This is a genomic window from Streptomyces sp. NPDC048297 (assembly GCF_043201585.1).
Lineage (GTDB): Bacteria > Actinomycetota > Actinomycetes > Streptomycetales > Streptomycetaceae > Streptomyces.
Genome location: NZ_JBICZA010000007.1, coordinates 231,641 through 248,710 on the forward strand (window position 1 = coordinate 231,641; position 17,070 = coordinate 248,710).

Annotated in this window: 14 protein-coding genes; 6 read left to right on the top strand and 8 right to left on the bottom strand. The window is 71.2% G+C overall.

Annotated elements, in window-relative coordinates; translation table 11 throughout:
- Positions 1-76: 76 nt before the first annotated feature.
- The 4 genes from ACGFYV_RS10540 to ACGFYV_RS10555 form a co-directional block, all read right to left on the bottom strand.
- Entirely contained in the window at positions 77-1,090 is a 1,014-nt protein-coding gene (locus ACGFYV_RS10540; protein WP_393877970.1) for an agmatine/peptidylarginine deiminase, read from the bottom strand.
- A gap of 194 nt (positions 1,091-1,284) precedes the next feature.
- The gene (locus tag ACGFYV_RS10545; protein ID WP_393877971.1) at positions 1,285-3,033 is read right to left on the bottom strand and encodes an urease subunit alpha; all 1,749 of its coding nucleotides are present in this window, start codon (positions 3,031-3,033) and stop codon (positions 1,285-1,287) included.
- Entirely contained in the window at positions 3,030-3,860 is an 831-nt protein-coding gene (gene ureA / locus ACGFYV_RS10550; protein ID WP_393877972.1) for an urease subunit gamma, read from the bottom strand. The genes ACGFYV_RS10545 and ureA overlap by 4 nt, the downstream gene beginning before the upstream one ends.
- Before the next feature lie 429 nt (positions 3,861-4,289).
- The gene (locus tag ACGFYV_RS10555) at positions 4,290-4,871 is read right to left on the bottom strand and encodes a TetR/AcrR family transcriptional regulator (RefSeq protein WP_393877973.1); all 582 of its coding nucleotides are present in this window, start codon (positions 4,869-4,871) and stop codon (positions 4,290-4,292) included.
- A gap of 160 nt (positions 4,872-5,031) precedes the next feature.
- On the opposite strand from ACGFYV_RS10555, the gene ACGFYV_RS10560 reads away from it, so the two are divergent.
- Positions 5,032-5,631, top strand: coding sequence for a TetR/AcrR family transcriptional regulator (locus ACGFYV_RS10560; RefSeq protein ID WP_393877974.1), 600 nt, complete (start codon positions 5,032-5,034; stop codon positions 5,629-5,631).
- A gap of 119 nt (positions 5,632-5,750) precedes the next feature.
- Entirely contained in the window at positions 5,751-6,914 is a 1,164-nt protein-coding gene (locus tag ACGFYV_RS10565; RefSeq protein ID WP_393877975.1) for an agmatine/peptidylarginine deiminase, read from the top strand.
- Between the two features lie 55 nt (positions 6,915-6,969).
- Here the strand turns inward: ACGFYV_RS10565 and ACGFYV_RS10570 are convergent, their stop codons facing one another.
- On the bottom strand, positions 6,970-7,392 hold the full coding sequence (locus ACGFYV_RS10570) for a secondary thiamine-phosphate synthase enzyme YjbQ (RefSeq protein ID WP_393877976.1): 423 nt from the start codon (positions 7,390-7,392) through the stop codon (positions 6,970-6,972).
- 70 nt (positions 7,393-7,462) lie between these two features.
- Between ACGFYV_RS10570 and ACGFYV_RS10575 the strand changes: the two genes are divergently transcribed.
- Positions 7,463-8,572 carry an NAD(P)-binding domain-containing protein gene (locus ACGFYV_RS10575; RefSeq protein ID WP_393877977.1) on the top strand — a complete coding sequence of 370 codons (1,110 nt, stop codon included), beginning with the start codon at positions 7,463-7,465 and terminating at the stop codon, positions 8,570-8,572.
- A 61-nt stretch (positions 8,573-8,633) separates the two neighbouring features.
- On the opposite strand, the gene mltG is transcribed toward ACGFYV_RS10575, so the two are convergent.
- Positions 8,634-9,563 carry an endolytic transglycosylase MltG gene (gene mltG / locus ACGFYV_RS10580; RefSeq protein WP_393877978.1) on the bottom strand — a complete coding sequence of 310 codons (930 nt, stop codon included), beginning with the start codon at positions 9,561-9,563 and terminating at the stop codon, positions 8,634-8,636.
- Between the two features lie 91 nt (positions 9,564-9,654).
- Positions 9,655-11,457, bottom strand: a complete 1,803-nt coding sequence (locus tag ACGFYV_RS10585) for an ABC transporter ATP-binding protein (protein ID WP_393877979.1) — start codon at positions 11,455-11,457, stop codon at positions 9,655-9,657.
- A 114-nt stretch (positions 11,458-11,571) separates the two neighbouring features.
- Here ACGFYV_RS10585 and ACGFYV_RS10590 point away from each other — a divergent pair, with 114 nt between their 5' ends.
- A complete protein-coding gene (locus ACGFYV_RS10590; protein ID WP_393877980.1) occupies positions 11,572-12,021 on the top strand; it encodes a MarR family winged helix-turn-helix transcriptional regulator in 450 nt (149 codons plus the stop codon).
- An 80-nt stretch (positions 12,022-12,101) separates the two neighbouring features.
- On the opposite strand, the gene ACGFYV_RS10595 is transcribed toward ACGFYV_RS10590, so the two are convergent.
- Entirely contained in the window at positions 12,102-12,866 is a 765-nt protein-coding gene (locus ACGFYV_RS10595; protein WP_393877981.1) for a L,D-transpeptidase family protein, read from the bottom strand.
- Between the two features lie 383 nt (positions 12,867-13,249).
- Between ACGFYV_RS10595 and ACGFYV_RS10600 the strand changes: the two genes are divergently transcribed.
- Together ACGFYV_RS10600 and ACGFYV_RS10605 are read left to right on the top strand one after the other, a co-directional pair.
- Positions 13,250-15,097: an ABC transporter transmembrane domain-containing protein gene (locus tag ACGFYV_RS10600; protein ID WP_393877982.1), complete on the top strand. Its 1,848-nt coding sequence runs from the start codon at positions 13,250-13,252 to the stop codon at positions 15,095-15,097.
- Positions 15,094-16,875: an ABC transporter ATP-binding protein gene (locus ACGFYV_RS10605; RefSeq protein WP_393877983.1), complete on the top strand. Its 1,782-nt coding sequence runs from the start codon at positions 15,094-15,096 to the stop codon at positions 16,873-16,875. Before ACGFYV_RS10600 ends, ACGFYV_RS10605 begins: the two co-directional genes overlap by 4 nt.
- Positions 16,876-17,070: the final 195 nt, after the last annotated feature.

Here is a 17,070-nt window from a genome sequence, read left to right on the forward strand (position 1 = left end):
GGGTGGCCGTAGGTGGCTACGGGAGGCTGCCGGACCGCCGAGACGGTCCGGCAGGAGCGGTGGGTGCGGTCAGGGGCTATGCGACGGGACGGGCGGCGGGGATCTGCTGCGTGATGCAGTGGACGCCGCCGCCACCGAACGCGATCCCCGGTGCCCGCACCCCGACGACCTTGCGGCCGGGGTAGGCCGAGGCGATCACCGCGAGCGCGTCCTCGTCCTGCGGCACCCCGGCGACGGGGACGACGACACCGCCGTTGGCGACGTAGTAGTTCAGGTACGACACCTCGACCTCGGTACCGGCCACGTCGGCGAACGCCACCTGCGGGACGTCGATGATCCGCAGCGGCCGGCCCTGGGCGTCGGTGGTGACCTCCAGCACCGCGCGATTGGCGCGCATCCGCGCGTAGTCGGGGTGCTCGGGGTCCTCGGGCAGGGAGACCACGACCTTGCCGGGGGCCGCGAAGGCGCAGACCCCGTCGACGTGCCCGTCCGTCTCGGTGTCGAGCAGCCCGCCGTACGGAAGCCAGACGACCTTGCTGACGCCGAGCCGCGCCTTCAGCTCGGCCTCGATGTCGTCCCGGCTCAGGCCCGGGTTGCGGTTGGGGTGGAGCAGGCACTGCTCGGTGGTGATCAGCGTGCCCTCACCGTCGACCGTGATCGCTCCGCCTTCGAGGATCATGTCGGAGTGGACGCGCTCGACCCCGAGGTGCTCCAGCAGCAGGGCGCTGACCCGGTCGTCGGCGTCGTACGGGTGGTGCTTGCGGCCCCAGGCGTTGAAGCGGAAGTCCACTCCGGCGCGGTGACCGTCGCCGTCGAGGACGAACAGCGGGGCGGAGTCACGGAACCACGAGTCGTCCAGCGGAATCTCCACCACGGTGATCTCCGGGCCGCACCAGGTCCGGGCGTCGTCGCCGTGGCCGGGAGGAGCGACCATGGTCACCGGCTCGAACGCGGCGACGGCCCGTGCGACGTTCGCGTACTCCTCCTTGACCTCGCTCAGCACGCCGCCCCACAGATCCGGACGGGTGGGCCACGCCATCAGGCACCCCTCGTGCTCGGACCACTCGGCAGGCATACGGAATGCAGTCATCGCGTCTCACTTCTTCTCGCCAGACGTACCGACCGGCAGCCGCCGGCCAGGCGCAGGGCCGGATCGAGCCACAGGACGGGTACGGGGTGGGTGTGGGAATCCTCCACTCAACTGAAAATTCAGTCAAGGCAGAGGACATCTAGAGTTCTTGCCGGCCCGACGGTTCGGGACCAGGCAGGCCTACAGGAGAATCGTCACAGGAAGTACAGGCGGCTGAGGGATACCTGCTCCGCGGGCTCGGACCTCAGCGGATCCCCGTCGAGGGTCACCAGGCCGCTGCGACCGTCGACGTCGACGTGCCCCACGCGGGCGTTGTTCACCATGTCCGCCGGCCCGATGCCGCGCGTGCCCCGCACCGCGACACGGCGCCGCCTCGTGGCCATGGCGTCGTGCGGTCGCCCGAAGCTCCCCGACTCGGCCGCGGCACGGCTGACGAAGGCGACCGACAGATCCGCCGGCGCCGCTCCGTGCGCGCCGAACAGCGGGCCCAGTACCAGTGGTTCACAGGTGTCGGTGGCGGCGTTCGGATCGCCGGTGACACCGTAGGCCGGGAACCCGGACTTGAGGACCATCTGCGGTTTGGCGCCGAAGAACGGCGGGCGCCAGAGCACGATGTCCGCCATCTTGCCGACTTCGATGGAGCCGACCTCGTGGGAGAGGCCGTGGGCGATGGCCGGGTTGATGGTGAGCTTGGCGATGTAGCGCAGCACGCGCGCGTTGTCGTCCTGTGCGCCGTCGCCGTCCATGGGGCCGAGTTCGGCCTTCATCTTCCCCGCCATGGCGAACGTCCGGCGTACGGTCTCGCCGGCGCGGCCCATGCCCTGGGCGTCGGAGGAGGTGATCGCGATGGCACCGAGGTCGTGCAGGACGTCCTCCGCGCCCATGGTCCCGGCCCGGATCCGGTCGCGGGCCATGGCCGCGTCGCCGGGGAGGTCCGTCTTGAGGGCGTGAACGGAGACGATCATGCCGTAGTGCTCGTCGATCGCGTCCCGGCCGAAGGGGAGCGTGGGGTTGGTGGAGGAGCCGATGACGTTCGGGACGCCCGCCATCTTCAGCACGTTGGGGACGTGTCCGCCGCCGCAGCCCTCGATGTGGAAGGCGTGGATCGTACGACCCTCCAGCACGGCGAGCGTGTCCTCGACGGACAGGCACTCGTTGAGGCCGTCGCTGTGCAGGGCGACCTGGACGTCGTGCTCCTCGGCCACGCGCAGCGCGGTGTCCAGGGCGCGGGTGTGGGCGCCGAGGTCCTCGTGGACCTTGAAGCCGCAGGCACCGCCCTCGGCGAGCGCCTCGACCAGCGGGGCCGGATCGGAGGACGAACCCCGGGCGAGGAAGCCGATGTTGACGGGCCAGGCGTCGAAGGCGTTGAAGGCGTGCCTGAGAGCCCAGGGCGAGTTGACGCCCACGCCCCACATCGGCCCGTACTCCTGGCCGATGATCGTGGTGACACCGCTCGCGAGCGACGCCTCCATGATCCGCGGCGAGAGCAGGTGCACATGGGTGTCGATGGCCCCGGCGGTGGCGATCAGGCCTTCGCCGGAGATGATGGTCGTGCCGGTGCCGACGACGACGTCCACGCCGTCGAGGGTGTCGGGGTTCCCCGCACGGCCGATGGCGTGGATACGGCCCTCGCGGATGCCGATGGACACCTTGCGGATGCCCTGCACGGCGTCGATCACAAGAACGTTGCTGACCACGACGTCGCAGGTCGCGCGGACGGCCGCGGCCTTGAGGTGCAGCCCGTCACGGGCGGTCTTGCCGAAACCGGCCAGGAACTCGTCGCCCGGCGCCTGGGAGTCGGACTCCACCCTGACGACGAGCCCCGAGTCACCGAGCCGGACGCGGTCGCCGGCCCGGGGACCGTGCACGGTGGCGTACTCCTGGGGGTCCATGTGCCGGCTGCCCGGCGCACAGTGATCACTGTGCCTGGTCGGCTTGCTCATCGGTTCGTTCCTTCCACGGCGACGGCGCCGTGCGTGCTGTCCGCGCCGCTCGTGTTGTCGGTGCTGCTCGCGCGGCTCGCGCTGTCCGTGTCGCTCGTGCTGTCGGTGCTCTCGGCACTGTCGGTGCTGCTCGTGTTGGCGGTGCCGCTCGTGCCCAGGTAGCCGCAGGCCGCCGCGCGGCGCAGGGCCTCTTCCTTCGCGCCGGGCGCGTCCAGCGGGCCGTCGACCAGGCCCGCGAAACCGATCGCGACGCGGGCGCCGCCGATCGGGACGAGTCCGACCTCGGCGCTCCCACCGGGGTCGAAACGGGTGGACGATCCGGCGGCGACGGCCAGGCGCATGCCGTAGGCGGCGGCGCGGTCGAAGTCGAGGCGCGGATTGGCCTCGAAGAAGTGGAAGTGAGAGGTGACGCTCACGGGGACGGCTGCCGTGTTGCGCACGGTCAGCGTCGTGACCGGTTCGGGCGCGTCCACGGTGTCCGACGCGGGCAGTACGGCGCCCGGGGCGCCGTCGTTCCGCGCCCGTGCGCCGAACGGGTCACTGATGACGGCGAGGCGGGTGCCGTCCTCGAAGACGGCCTCGACCTGGATCTCCGTGACGATGTCGGCGACGCCGGGCAGGACGTCGTCGGGGCCCAGCACAGTACGTCCGCGTTCGAGGGCAGCGGCCAGACGGAGCCCGTCACGTGCCGCTTCACAGACGGTGTCCGCGATCAGTGACGTGGCCTCCGGAACGTTGAGCCTCAGCCCCCGTGTGTGACGGGCCCGCGCGAGTTCGGCGGCGGTGAACAGCAACAGCCGGTCACGCTCGGTGGGTGTCAGGGGCACGACGGCCCCCGCCCCGCGTCACCGGCGGACACATCGGTCGAAACCATGGTCTTCATTCCTTCTCCGGAAGGTCGGCAGGATGCCGGCGGACATCGCCGCCCAGGCGCGGCCGGATGTCTGCCGAGGCCGCACCGCTGCGGATGCACAGAAGCGGGAGCGGGGGCGGGGGCGGAGGCGGAGGCGGGCGAAGATGGCCCGGTTCCGGCCCCTAGCCCGTGTGGCCTGAAACGGCCGCTGGAGGCATCACTGTGGCACCGACTGAAAAATCAGTCAATAGATCGGGCGAGGGGATACGGAGGGATCGGAGAGATACCAGCCCTTACGGCATGGGGTGGTGGATGGCGCCGGCATCGTGCGCCCCCTGGGAGGCACGCTCCGGGAGGAGGCGCCCTCTGCAAGGCGCCCCTGGAAGGCGCCCCGGGAGGTGCTCTACTTCTGCCCCAGCCGCGCCAGTTCGGCGTCGATGGCGCCCCGCATCAGGTCTCGCGCGTGGTCGATCCGGATCCCTCCGCTGAGCCAGCGCATGCTCAGGCCCTCCAGCAGGGCGGTGAGCCGCTCGCCGGCTGCGGCCAGCGCCGACGCCGATGCCATCGGCTGCACCTGGCCCAGCAGCGCGGCCACGTCCTGCACCCACACCAGCGTCGCCCTGGCGAGATCCTCGCGCAGTTCCTCGTCGAAGACGGCGCTCGCCCGCAGCTCGCCCCAGGCCGAGCTGTTCTCCCTCACCTCGACAGTGTCCTGAAGTTCCAGGAGGAGCGTGTCGTCGAGTTCTTCGCGGGGGCTGAGCGGTGGGGCGTCCGGGTCGCGGCTGGTGGTGTAGCGCTCGGCGCGCTTGTTGATGAACTCGAGAGTCTGGCGCAGGATCCCGGTGCGGTCCTTGAAGTGGTAGTAGATCAGCGCGGTGGACACACCCGCCTCGGCAGCGAGTTCCTCCACGCGCAGCCCGCGGACCCCGCGCCGGGCGATCACCCGGGCGGCCGCTTCAAGGATCTGAGTACTGCGAGAGACCATGCCCCGAACCCTACCGGCCCCCCTCTGCCGCACGTTCGCAGCCCAGGACCACCGGAACCGAGGTTCCTTCGCCCTCGTACGCGTCGACAGCGGACGAAGTCCTTACTAAAACTTCAGTCAACATGGCACCATGGGTGCGTGGACCACCAGGAGGGATCAAGTGGCGACGGACCGCAGTAGGGCAATCCTGGAAGGGGCCGCCCGGCTCATTGCCCGCCGCGGGGTGCGCGGGCTGCGGGTGGAGGAGCTGGCGGCAGAAGCCGGCGTGTCCGCCGCGCTGATCTACTACCACTTCAAGAACCGGGCCGGCATCCTGCTCAGCACCCTGGAGTTCATCAGCGACCGGGCGGAGCGGTACACCGCCGAGCGGGACGACCCCTCCGAGCCGTCCGATCCCGGGCGGGAGCTGGAGCAGTCCTTCCTGCTGGAGTTCCAGGACCTGCCCGAGGTCCGCGAGAACAGCATCGCGTGGGGCGAGCTGCGGGCCAGCGCGGTCTTCGACCCCGCGCTGCGGGGTGATCTGGCCGAAGCCGGGTCGACCTGGGCCCGCGAGGTCGCGGAGCTTCTCGGCGGAGCACACCCGACGGCGCCCGCGACAGCCCTCGCCGCATCCGCCGAACGACTCACCGCGCTGCTCGAAGGGCTCAGCGCGCGATGGCTGAGCGGCGCCTTGTCGCTGGAGCACGCTCGAGAGCTCATGGCGGAGGCGATCGCGGTGGAAACGGGACAACTGGATGACCTCCGGCCCGCAGCTGGATGACCTCCGGGCCTCAGCCCACACAATTTGACTGAAATTCCAGTCAGTGTGAGACTGTGCCGCCTCGTGACCCCCACTCGGCCGGATGTCTGCGTCCCGCCAGTCCACGATCGGAGCCCAATGTGACCGTTCCGCCTCCCTCCCGCCGTTCCGTCCTGCGCACGCTTGCCGGAGTCGGCGCGGTCGCGCTCGGCGCCTCGGCCTGCGACCCCGCCGAACTCGGACAGCAGAGCAGTGCATCCGGCAGCCCGCGCGAGGACGCCGAAACGGGTGGAGAGCGACACATCGGCGCCGAGTGGGAGAGTCACACGCGCACCTTCATGTCGTGGCCCGCGCTGGAGTCGGTCTGGGGGGAGGACCTGCCCTACGTACGCGAGGACATCGCGCGGGTGGCGCGCGCCGTCGCGGAGTACGAAGAGGTCGTCGTGATGGCCCGGCCCTCGCAGCTGGCCGCGGCCCAGCGGGCCTGCGGCTCCCAGGTCGAGGTCATCCCCCTTCAGGTCGACGACCTGTGGGCCCGCGACATCGTGCCCGTCTTCGTGAAAGAGAACGGCAAGGCCGTCGGGGTCGACTTCAACTTCAACGGGTGGGGCGACAAGCAGGTGCACGCGAACGACGCCCGCGTCGGCCGCACCCTGCTGCAGCAGTACGGGATCCCCCGCGTCCAGGCGCCACTGGTCGCCGAGGGCGGCTCCTTGGAGACCGACGGCGAGGGGACCCTGCTGATCACCGAGAGCTCGATCGTCAACAGCAACCGCAATCGGGGCAAGAGCCGGGACCGGATCGAGGCCGAACTCAAGGACACCCTGGGCCTGAAGAAGGTGATCTGGCTGGCCGGAGTCCGCGGCGAGGACATCACCGACGCCCACGTCGACAGTCTCGTACGGTTCACCGCGCCCGGTGTGGTCCTCCTGGACACGGCGTTCCCGGGGATGCCCGCCGACTCCTGGTCGCGCTCCTCCGACCAGGCCAGGTCCGTACTCTCCAAGGCCACGGACGCCCGGGGCCGGCGATTCGAGATCATCGACCTGCCACAGCCCGACCTCGACAGGATCACGGGCGGGGGTGACGACTTCGTGTCGAGCTACGTCAACTTCTACATCGCCAACGACGCTGTCTTCATGCCCAAGTTCGGGGACCGGACGGCCGACGACCGCGCCCGCGGGATCCTGCGGGAGCACTTCCCCGACCGCGACATCGTGCCGGTCCAGATCGACACCATCGCCTCCGGTGGCGGCGGTATCCACTGCTCGACCCACGATCAGCCCGGCACACCGGCCGCCTGACACGGCGCGTGCGCGGCGTACGGAGATCCGGCGGCCACACCCCGGGCAATCTTGCTCAGCCCAGGAAGCTCAGCCGGACCTGACGGTCGACGTTGGAGATGTTGGTGTCCACCAGACACACGGACTGCCACGTCCCCAGTTCCAGGCGGCCGCCGATCACCGGGAGGGTCGCGTGGGGTGGGACGAGGGCGGGGAGGACGTGGTCGCGGCCGTGGCCGGGGCTGCCGTGCCGGTGCTGCCAGCGGTCGTCGGAGGGGAGCAGGGTGTGCAGAGCGGCCAGGAGGTCGTCGTCGCTGCCGGAGCCGGTCTCGATGACGGCGATGCCGCAGGTCGCGTGGGGGACGAAGACGTTGAGCAGACCGTCACGGCCGGTCGCCGCCTCGCTCAGGAAGTCCGCGCAGTCGCGGGTGAGGTCGACGACCCGCTCCCGGGTCCCGGTGGTGACGTGCAGCATTCGTGTGGTGAAGGCGTCTGACATGCCACCATCCTGGCGCATCGACGGACCTCCGCCCGGGAAGATCGATGCCCGGCAGGCTGTTGGTGGAAGCGTGAACGATATTCGCGAGGTCGAGGTGGTCGTCATAGGCGCTGGACAGGCCGGACTGTCCAGCGCCTATCACCTGCGGCGCACCGGTTTCGAGCCGGACCGCGACTTCGTGGTCCTCGACCACTCCCCCGGGCCGGGCGGCGCCTGGCAGTTCCGCTGGCCGTCGCTGACGTACGGCAAGGTGCACGGCATGCACGCGCTGCCCGGCATGGAGCTGACGGACGCCGATCCGGAGCGGCCGTCGGCGCAGGTGATCTCCGAGTACTTCGACCGGTACGAGCGCGCCTTCGACCTGCGGGTACGGCGCCCCGTCGACGTGACGGCCGTACGGTCCACGGGTGAGGGTGAGGGCGACGGCGACGGTCTCCGGAACGGGCGGCTGCTCGTGGAGACCTCGGCCGGCACCTGGTCGACCCGTGCCCTGATCAACGCGACCGGCACCTGGGACCGGCCCTTCTGGCCGCGCTATGCCGGCCAGGAGTCCTTCCGGGGACGGCAACTGCACACCGCTCAGTACAACGGCCCCGAGGAGTTCGCCGGGCAGCGGGTCGTGGTCGTGGGCGGCGGCGCGTCCGGTACGCAGCATCTGCTGGAGATCGCCCCGTACGCGGCCGCCACCACCTGGGTCACGCGGCGGCCCCCCGTCTTCCGCGAGGGGCCGTTCAGCGAGGACGTCGGCCGGGCGGCCGTGGCGCTGGTGGAAGAGCGGGTCCGGCAGGGGCTGCCGCCGAGGAGCGTGGTCTCCGTCACCGGCCTGCCTCTCAACGACGCCATCCGACAGGGCCTGGCGGACGGTGTCCTCGACCGGCAGCCGATGTTCGACCGGATCACCCCGGACGGGGTGGAGTGGGACACCGGCAAGCGCGTGGACGCGGACATCATCCTGTGGGCGACCGGGTTCCGGGCCGCCCTCGACCACCTCAGGCCGCTGCGGCTGCGCGAGCCGGGCGGGGGGATCCGGGTCGAGGGGACCCGCTCGGTCGCCGACCCGCGGATCCACCTGGTCGGCTACGGTCCCTCCGCGAGCACCGTCGGCGCCAACCGCGCCGGACGCGCGGCTGTCCGGGACATCAGGCGACTGCTGGCGGCCGGGGAGCCGGTCGCCGTGTGACGCCTCGTCGGCGCTGCGGGCCGACGGCCGGGTGTCGGTACGGCTGCCGTGTGCCCAGTGACTACTGCGAGACGCTCGGCTGTGGGCTCTGACTCGAAGTCGGGGTGGGGGTCGGAGTCGCGGTCGGGGTTGAGGCCGGGGGCGAACTCGGAGTCAGCGACTGCGTCCTGGCGGCCTGGTAGGCGTTGAAGTCGGCCACGTTGCGCTGGTGCTGGGCGTAGTCGGAGGTGAAGCGGGTGTCGCCGGGCTTGACCGTGACGAAGTACAGCCAGTCGCCCGGCGCCGGGTTCAGCACGGCGTGCATCGCTTCCTCACCCGGGTTGTCGATCGGGGTGGGTGGCAGGCCCATGCGCTGGTAGGAGTTGTAGGGGTTGTCGACCTGCGTGTCGTTGACGCTGGTGCTCAGCGTGCTGCGGTTCAGCGCGTAGTTGAGGGTGGAGTCCATCTGCAGCGGCATGCCTCGTTCCAGCCGGTTGAGGACGACCCGGGCCACCCTCCCCATGTCGGCCTTCGTGCCGGCCTCGGCCTGGACGATGCTCGCGATGGTGACGGCCTGGTACACGTTCATCGCGCTGCGCTGGGCGCCGGCCGCGACCGGCGCAGCGTTGAATCTCCTGTTCGCGGTGTCGACCATGAGCCGCAGCAGCGAGTCCGGGGTGGCGCCCTTCGCCACGGGATAGGTGGCCGGGAAGAGGTAACCCTCCGGGTTGCCCTCGGCGCCGTTCGGCAACTTCAGCCCCGCTTTGCCGACGGACTTGCGGGTGCTGCCCGGGGGCAGCTTGAGGGCCTTGTCGACGGCGTCGTAGATCTGGCCGGCGCGCCAGCCCTCGGGGATGACCAGCGTGGCGGGCTTCGTCGCCTCGTGGCCGTCCAGGATCAGCAGCGGCACCGCCACGGCGGTGCCGGCCAGGGCGGCGCCTGCCACGACGAGGACGAGCTTGCCTCGGCGCGTCAGTCGCATCGTGCTCCGTCGCGGAGTGTTCGTCTGCATGCGGGCACGGTAATACGCATATGGCCGTAAATCCGACATATCGTCAGCTTGTCGGCTCAGGTCGCGCCTCGGTCCAGTGACCGAACCGGCGTCAGCTCGCAGGCTCCAGACGCGCGTCGCGGCGTACGAGGGCCGCGTACCGGCCGTCCCGCTCCAGCAGTTCCTCGTGCGTGCCCCGCTCGGCGACGCGGCCGGAGTCGAGGACGACTATCTGGTCGGCGTCCCGGACGGTGGACAGGCGGTGGGCGATGGTGACGGTCGTCCGGTTGGCCGACAGGGCGTCGATGGCATCCTGGACGGCTGCCTCGGTACGGGTGTCCAGGGCGCTGGTCGCCTCGTCGAGAATGAGGACGGGCGGGTCGCGCAGGATGGTACGGGCTATGGCCAGGCGCTGCTTCTCGCCACCGGAGAATCGGTGGCCGCGTTCGCCGACCACCGTGTCGTAGCCGTCCGGCAGCGCGGCTATGTGGTCGTGGATCTGTGCGGCGCGGGCCGCCGCGTACAGCTCCTCGTCGGTGGCGTCGGGCTTGGCGAAGCGGAGATTGTCAGCGACAGAGGCGTGGAAGAGGTACGTCTCCTGCGAGACGACGCCGACCGCGCGGGCGAGGGTGTCGAAGTCGAGGTCGCGGACGTCCACACCGTCCAGGGTGACGCGGCCGCCGGTGACGTCGTACAGCCGGGGCACCAGATAGCCGAGCGTGGACTTGCCGGCGCCGGTCGGACCCACGACGGCGAGGCTGCCGCCGGCGGGCACGGTGAGGTCGATGCCGTCGAGGACCGGGCCGCCCTTGTCGTCGTAGCGGAACTCGACGTTCTCGAAGCGGACCTCGCCCTTGATCGCGTCGAGGTGGACGGGCTGCTCGCGTTCGGTGATGTCGACGGGCAGGTCCAGGTACTCGAAAATGCGCTGGAAGAGCGCGAGGGACGTCTGGATCTGGACGCCGGTCGCGAGCAGGCTCACGGCGGGGCGGAACAGGCCCTGCTGGAGCGAGACGAACGCGACGATCGTGCCGAGCGAGACCTGGGGGCCTCCGAGCTGGAGGGCCAGGCCGGCGGTCCAGTAGATGACGGCGGGCATCGCGGCCATGACGATCGTGATGACGGCCATGCGCCAGCGGCCGGCCATGTTCGATCTGACCTCGAGGTCGACCAGGCGCTCGGACTCCTCGGCGAAGCCCGCGGTGAGCGAGTCGGCACGGCCCATGGTGCGGCCGAGCAGGATCCCGCTGACGGACAGCGACTCGGTGACGGTGGCGGCCATGGCGGCCATCTGCTTCTGGCGCTGGGTGGTGATCTTTCTGCGTTCGTTGCCGACCCGGCGGCTGATCCACACGAACACCGGCAGCAGGAGCAGCGAGACGATCGTGAGCCGCCAGTCCAGGGCGATCATGGCCACGACGGTGGCGACGACGCTGGTGACGTTGGAGACCAATGAGGTCGCGGTGGAGGTGACGGTGGCCTGCATGCCGCCGATGTCGTTGGCGATGCGGGACTGCACCTCGCCGGTGCGGGTGCGGGTGAAGAAGGCGAGGGACATGCGCTGCAGGCGGCCGTAGACGGCGGTGCGCAGGTCGTGCATGACGCGCTGGCCGACGGTGGTCGAGATCAGCGTCTGCAGCACGCCGAAGACGCCGGCCAGGAACGCGCTGAGGATCATGCCGAGCGCGAGCAGGCTCAGCAGTCCGGTGCGGCCCTGCGGGATCGCGACGTCGAGGGTCTCCTTGAGCAGGAACGGTGTGGCCACCGAGACCAGCGAGGAGGCGCCGACCAGCAGGCCGACGATCGCGAGCCGCGCGCGGTAGGGACGGAAGAGTTTGAGGATGCGGCGGACCTGCCGGGGCTGTTCGGCCGCGCCGACGGGTGGGGTCCAGGAGATTTCACGGTCGGGGTGCATGGGCTCCCTAAGAAGGTGCGGGCGCCGGCCCGGAGATCGACCGACGATGACTTACGGACCTTAGCTCATTGTTACCTATACTCACAATGAACGGCGTCCTGATATTGTTCCCGCATGAGCACCCCAGATCCCGACGGCCTGCTCGCCGAGCAGTTGCTGCGGCTCACCCGCCGGGTGCACCGCATCCAGAAACGCCACCTGGAGCGGCGTGAGCTGGGCGTCACCCCGGCCCAGTCCCGGCTTCTGCGCACCCTCGCGCACTACGGCTCGCCCCCGCGCATGGCCGATCTCGCCGAGCGTCTGGAGGTGGTGCCGCGTGCGGTGACGACCCTGGTCGACGGGCTGGAGGCGGGCGGCAAGGTGCGCCGGGTGCCGGACCCGAGCAACCGCAGGGTGACCCGGATCGAGCTGACCGACGAGGGCAGGGCGACCCTGCGCGAGCTGCGCGGTGCGCGCCGGTCGGCCGCCGAGGAGATCCTCGCGCCGCTGACGGAGAAGGAGCGCCAGGCACTGGGCGTGCTGCTGGACACACTGATCGACGGAGAGCCGGCCAGGGGCTGCTGAACGGCAGCGGCCCTGCTCCGGGACAGGAGCGGAGCCGCGCGCGGGAAGGCTCACCCCGCCCCGCCGGCCTCAGCAGGAGGTCAGGCGCGCAGCTCCGCCATGTCTCCCATGACCGCCACGGGATGCCGGGCGGGGTCGAGGGTGCGCAGCAGATACCTCATGGCCTCCTCGGAGACGCTGATGCAGGCCGAGGTGCCGCTGCCGTGGTCGAGATGCAGCCAGATGCCGCCGCCCTTCTCCACGCCCTCGGGGCGCGTGGTGTTGTGGGGCGGTGTGCCCTTGACGCGGTTGTAGTCGATGGCGATGACGTAGTCGAAGTCGTGCTGGTGGTCCGCGTCCCATGCGGAGGGTGGCGCATAGGCACCCTCGTCGTGGTCGTACGGCAGCCGGGTCCCGGGGTCGGGAAGGACACCCCCCGCGTCGGAGAGGGTGAATACGCCGACCGGGCTGCGTCTGTCGTCCATCCGGTGGTCTGTCGTCCAGCCCCGGCGGCCGTTGTGGGCGTGCCAATTGCGTACCTGGCGCCACTCGGTGCCGTGCCGGGTGTACAGCACGAGCATGGAGCGGGCCGAGTTCCGGCCGAGGCCGTAGACGGCCACGACCTGGCTCGATTCGGCCGGAATCTGCCGGTAGAGGCGGTCTCCGACGCCCGGGATGCGGGTCGGGTCGGAGGACGGGCGCCCGGAGTCGTCGGGGCCGCGCACGGCCTGGCCCTCAGGCCCCGGCTCGCCACCGGCGTGCGCCGCGCCCGGCTCCATGGCGGCACCGCAGGCGGAAAGCGCTGACAGAAGGGTCCCGAGAGCGGCCACCGCGACCGTCGCACGCCGCATGCCGTTGATCTTCACCCGACCATGGTGGCATCACGTTCCGGCTGATGGTGGTCCGTTTCGGACACTTGGGGCAGCGACCGGGTACCGCTGACGGCTGTCCGCCACACGAGTGACGGGCGCACGAGTGCCAGGCGAAAGAGTCCCGGCGTACGAGTGCCGGGCGATCGCGTCTCCGGGCGACAGCACCTGGCCCGGACGCGGCGGATCTCGCCCGTCGGCGGGAAAACCGTTTGAAATTCGCCGCTCTGCGACGCGACGCTTTCACAGCTTGTCACCGACTTCGCGTGTCATCACCTCCACCTGTCACCGCCTTCCCGGCCACGCCGCACTCCGCACTCCGCGCTCCGTTCGCCGCTCTTTCTCCGCCTCCCTTCCCTGACACGAGCCACTGGGACGTCATGCAGATTCAAGACCTTCCGTACCGAGACCCGGGCCAACCAGACGCTCGTTCGGGTCCGCGCTTTCTGTGGTGGCTCTGGCGCAACCAAGCGGGCGGCCAGCTCAAGGCGCTGGCCTGGGGCGTACTGCACTTCGTCGGCGTCTCCGCGCTGCCCTTCTGCGTCGGACTCGCCGTCCAGGCGGTCATCGACCGTTCCGGTACCCGACTGGCCCTGACCGGCGCGCTGTTGCTGCTGTGCGGCGTGTGCATCGCCGTGGGCGACACCTTTCTGCACCGGGCTGCCATCACCAACTGGATCACGGCCGCCGCCCGGGTCCAGCAGCTGCTGGCACGCAAGGCGGCCCTGCTGGGCTCGACGCTGACCCGGCGGGTGGCCGCCGGCGAGGTGGTGGCCGTCTCCACCGGCGACGTGGAGAAGATCGGCTGGTTCGTCGAGGCCGTCTCCCGGTTCACCGCGGCCGCGTTGACCGTCGTCGTGGTCTGTGTCGGCCTGCTGGTCTACCAGCCCGCCCTGGGGGTGGTCGTCGCCGTCGGTCTGCCGGTCGTGGGGCTCGCGGTGCTGCCGCTGCTGCCCCGGGCCACCCGCCGCGCCGACGCCCAGCGCGAGAAGGCGGGCCGGGCCACCGAGCTGGCCTCGGACACCGTCGCCGGGCTGCGGGTGCTGCGCGGCATCGGTGGCGAGGAGCTGTTCCTCGACCGCTACCGCCGGGCCTCGCAGGAGGTACGGCACGCGGCCGTGCGCAGCGCGCGGATGTGGTCGCTGATCTCCGCCATCCAGGTGCTGCTGCCCGGACTGCTGTTGATCGTCGTCGTCTGGCACGGCGTCGGCCTGGCTCGCCAGGGCCGGATCACCATCGGTGAACTCGTCACCGTCTACAGCGCGGTGATGATCCTCAACTACCCGCTGCGGCACTTCGAGGAGATCGCCATGGCGTACTCCTTCTCCCGTCCGTCGGCGAAGCGGGCCGCAGGCGTGCTGGCGCTCCAGCGGACCACGGACGCCGGTGGGTCCCGCGAGGCCGAGGTCCTGGGCGGCGATCTGTACGACCCCGACACCGGACTGCTCGCGCCCGCCCACCGCTTCACCGCCGTGGTCTGCGGCGACCCGGACGCGGCCGGCCGGCTCGCGGAACGTCTGGGCGGGCACACCGCCGATCCGGGCCCCACGGTGCTGCTGGGCGGCGTACCGCTCGACGACGTTCCCCTCGACAACGCCCGCACCGCCGTCCTCGTCCAGGACAAGGACCCGGTACTGCTCTCCGGCACTCTGCGCGAGCTGCTCGACGTGCCCGCCTCCGGTGCCGTACGGGCCGAGGACGCGCTCGCCGCCGCACAGTGCGGGGACGTGCTGGACGCCCTGGCGCAGGGTTCCCTGGACGCTGCCGATCCGATGGACGCCCGCATCACCGAGCGCGGGCGTTCCCTGTCGGGCGGCCAGCGCCAGCGGCTCGCCCTGGCCCGGTCCCTCGTCACGGACCCGGAGGTGCTGGTGCTGGACGAGCCGACCTCCGCGGTCGACTCGCACACCGAGGCACGGATCGCGGAGGGGCTGCGCCGGGTGCGCTCGGGGCGGACGACGGTGGTGTTCACCTCCTCCCCGTTGCTGCTGGACCGCGCCGACGGGGTCGCCCTGGTCCACGAGGGCAAGGTCGTGGCGGTCGGCGTCCACCGGGAACTGATCGAGTCCGAGCCCAGGTACCGGGCCGTGGTGACGCGGGAGACCGAGGACGAACAGGCCCTCGGCGAACAGGCCCCCGGCGACGGAGGCACCCCGCTTGACCCACTCGGACCGCTGGAAGAACTGAACGAACTGGAAGAACTGGAAGAGATCGAGGAGAGCGCATGATCGGCGTTGCGCCACCGGCGTACGACCCGGCGGCTCCGACGACCGCCACCACCCTGCCCGTCGGCGCGGCCACGACCGTACGCGCCTACGTCACCGAGCTGTTCCGCCGGCACCGCCGGTCCTTCCTGCTGCTCATCGGCGTCAACACCGTGGCCGTCGTCGCGTCCATGGTCGGCCCGTACCTGCTCGGCGGGCTCGTCGAGCGCGTGTCGGACCGGGCCCGCGACCTTCACCTGGGGCTGACGGCCGGACTGTTCCTGCTCGCGCTGGTAGTCCAGACCGCGTTCGTCCGGGAGGTGCGGCTGCGGGGCGCCATGCTCGGCGAGCGCATGCTGGCCGATCTGCGCGAGGACTTCCTCGTCCGCTCGGTGGGACTGCCCCCGGGCGTGCTGGAGCGGGCGGGCACGGGCGATCTGCTGTCCCGCATCACCACCGACATCGACCGCCTGGCCAACGCCATGCGGGAGGCGGTCCCGCAGCTCGCCATCGGTGTCGTATGGGCGCTGCTGCTGCTCGGCGGGCTCGTCGTGACGGCCCCGCCCCTGGCCGCCGCCGTCCTGCTCGCGCTCCCGGTGCTGGTGGTCGGATGCCGCTGGTACTTCAAGCGGGCTCCCTCCGGCTACCGCTCCGAGGCCGCCGGGTACGCGGCGGTCGCCGCCGCGCTCGCCGAGACCGTGGACGCGGGCCGTACCGTCGAGGCGCACCGCCTCGGCGCCCGTCGCATCGAACTGTCGGAGCGGCGGATCAAGGAGTGGACCGCCTGGGAGCGCTACACCCTCTGGCTGCGCTCGGTGCTCTTCCCGGTGATCAACGCCGTCCACGTCATCGTGCTCGGCTCGGCCCTCATGGTCGGCGGCTTCTTCGTCCTGCGGGGCTGGATCGGAGTCGGACAGCTGACCACGGGCGCGCTCATCGCCCAGATGCTGGTCGACCCGGTGAACCTGATCCTGCGCTGGTACGACGAGGTGCAGGTCGCCCAGGTGTCGCTGGCCCGGCTGGTCGGCGTGCGGGACATCGAGCCGGCCGCCGGGGACTCGGCGCTGGCTCCGCGGGGCCGGGACGTCCACGCGGACCAGGTGCACTTCGGCTACCGCGAGGGGGTCGACGTGCTGCGCGAGGTGTCCCTGGCGGTCGCTCCGGGCACCCGGCTGGCCCTGGTCGGCCCCTCCGGCGCGGGCAAGTCCACGCTGGGCAGGCTGCTCGCCGGGATCTACGCGCCCCGGGACGGCCGCATCACCCTCGGCGGCGCCGAGCTGTCCCGGATGCCCGCCGAACGCGTCCGCTCGCATGTCGCCCTCGTCAACCAGGAGCACCACGTCTTCGTCGGCTCGCTGCGGGACAACCTCCTGCTGGCCCGGAGCGACGCGCAGGACGCCGAGCTGTGGGCGGCACTCGGCGCGGTCGACGCGGACGGCTGGGCGCGGGCGCTGGACGACGGCCTGGACACCGAGGTCGGCTCCGGCGGACTGGCGCTGACCCCGGCGCAGGCCCAGCAGATCGCTCTGGCGAGGCTGGTGCTGGCCGACCCGCACACGCTGGTCCTGGACGAGGCGACCTCGCTGCTCGACCCTCGCGCGGCACGTCACCTGGAACGCTCCCTCGCGCGCGTCCTCGACGGCCGCACCGTGGTCGCCATCGCCCACCGCCTGCACACCGCCCATGACGCCGATGTGATCGCGGTCGTGGAGAACGGCCGCATCAGCGAGCTGGGCAGCCATGAGGCCCTCGTGGCTGCGGACGGGGCGTACGCGGCGCTGTGGCGGTCGTGGCACGGGTGAGAGGCATCCGGCCCGGAGTGCCGCGGGCATCCGGGCCGGTGGGGCAAGAAGCTTGTCCGGCCGGTGGGGTGAGGGGCTTGTCCGGGCCAGGGGTGCGGGGGCGGCCGTCGGGCGGGGGGCATGCCGCCCGCCCGACGGCCGCCGCGAAGCCGTTCGGCCCCGAGCCAGGTGCCGTGCCGTTGCGCGGTCCCGAAC

Bases quoted from the DNA above. Each gene is read 5' to 3' on its own strand.
- ACGFYV_RS10540 (WP_393877970.1), bottom strand. From the start codon at position 1,090: ATGACTGCATTCCGTATGCCTGCCGAGTGGTCCGAGCACGAGGGGTGC.
- ACGFYV_RS10545 (WP_393877971.1), bottom strand. From the start codon at position 3,033: ATGAGCAAGCCGACCAGGCACAGTGATCACTGTGCGCCGGGCAGCCGG.
- ACGFYV_RS10555 (WP_393877973.1), bottom strand. From the start codon at position 4,871: ATGGTCTCTCGCAGTACTCAGATCCTTGAAGCGGCCGCCCGGGTGATC.
- ACGFYV_RS10570 (WP_393877976.1), bottom strand. From the start codon at position 7,392: ATGTCAGACGCCTTCACCACACGAATGCTGCACGTCACCACCGGGACC.
- mltG (WP_393877978.1), bottom strand. From the start codon at position 9,563: ATGCAGACGAACACTCCGCGACGGAGCACGATGCGACTGACGCGCCGA.
- ACGFYV_RS10585 (WP_393877979.1), bottom strand. From the start codon at position 11,457: ATGCACCCCGACCGTGAAATCTCCTGGACCCCACCCGTCGGCGCGGCC.
- ACGFYV_RS10590 (WP_393877980.1), top strand. From the start codon at position 11,572: ATGAGCACCCCAGATCCCGACGGCCTGCTCGCCGAGCAGTTGCTGCGG.
- ACGFYV_RS10600 (WP_393877982.1), top strand. From the start codon at position 13,250: ATGCAGATTCAAGACCTTCCGTACCGAGACCCGGGCCAACCAGACGCT.
- ACGFYV_RS10605 (WP_393877983.1), top strand. From the start codon at position 15,094: ATGATCGGCGTTGCGCCACCGGCGTACGACCCGGCGGCTCCGACGACC.